General features: G+C 55.1%; 2 protein-coding genes. Both read left to right on the forward strand.

The genetic code is table 11. The features are described 5' to 3' along the window. The first annotated feature begins 2 nt into the window (after positions 1 to 2). Positions 3 to 470: an acetyl-CoA carboxylase biotin carboxyl carrier protein gene (gene accB, locus VI01_RS24425; RefSeq protein WP_034830260.1), complete on the forward strand. Its 468-nt coding sequence runs from the start codon at positions 3 to 5 to the stop codon at positions 468 to 470. Positions 471 to 481: 11 nt separating this feature from the next. Further along, positions 482 to 579 (forward strand): biotin carboxylase N-terminal domain-containing protein (locus VI01_RS24430; RefSeq protein WP_045816980.1); only part of this gene is annotated, 98 nt, incomplete at its 3' end.

A 579-nucleotide genomic window follows, 5' to 3' on the forward strand; every position in this document is an offset into this window, starting at 1 on the left:
TCATGGATATTCGTAAAATTAAGAAACTGATCGAACTGGTAGAAGAGTCTGGCATCTCCGAGCTGGAAATCTCTGAAGGCGAAGAGTCAGTTCGTATCAGCCGTTCACCTGCGAACGCTGGCTACCCGGTTATGCAACAGGCTTACGCTGCGCCAGTGATGCAGCAGCCTGCTCTGGCGACCGCCGTTGCACCTGCAGCCGCTGCGCCGGCTGAAGCCGCTAAGCCGGAAATCACCGGCCACATCGTGCGTTCGCCGATGGTCGGCACTTTCTACCGTACCCCAAGCCCGGATGCGAAAGCCTTCGTGGAAGTGGGCCAGAAAGTCAACGCAGGCGATACCCTGTGCATCGTTGAAGCGATGAAAATGATGAACCAGATCGAAGCCGATAAATCCGGCGTTGTGAAGGCGATCCTGGTGGAAAGCGGCCAGCCGGTTGAATTTGACGAGCCGCTCGTCGTCATCGAATAACGAGGCGAAGCATGCTGGATAAAATTGTCATTGCTAACCGCGGTGAGATCGCTCTGCGTATTCTCCGCGCGTGTAAAGAATTAGGCATCAAGACCGTTGCGGTTCACTC

Origin of the sequence: Pantoea sp. SM3 (assembly GCF_000963995.1) — a bacterium.
GTDB classification, from domain to species: Bacteria; Pseudomonadota; Gammaproteobacteria; order Enterobacterales; family Enterobacteriaceae; genus Pantoea; species Pantoea rwandensis_B.

Coding starts and splice junctions, on each gene's coding strand:
- accB (WP_034830260.1), top strand. CDS start 3: ATGGATATTCGTAAAATTAAGAAACTGATCGAACTGGTAGAAGAGTCT.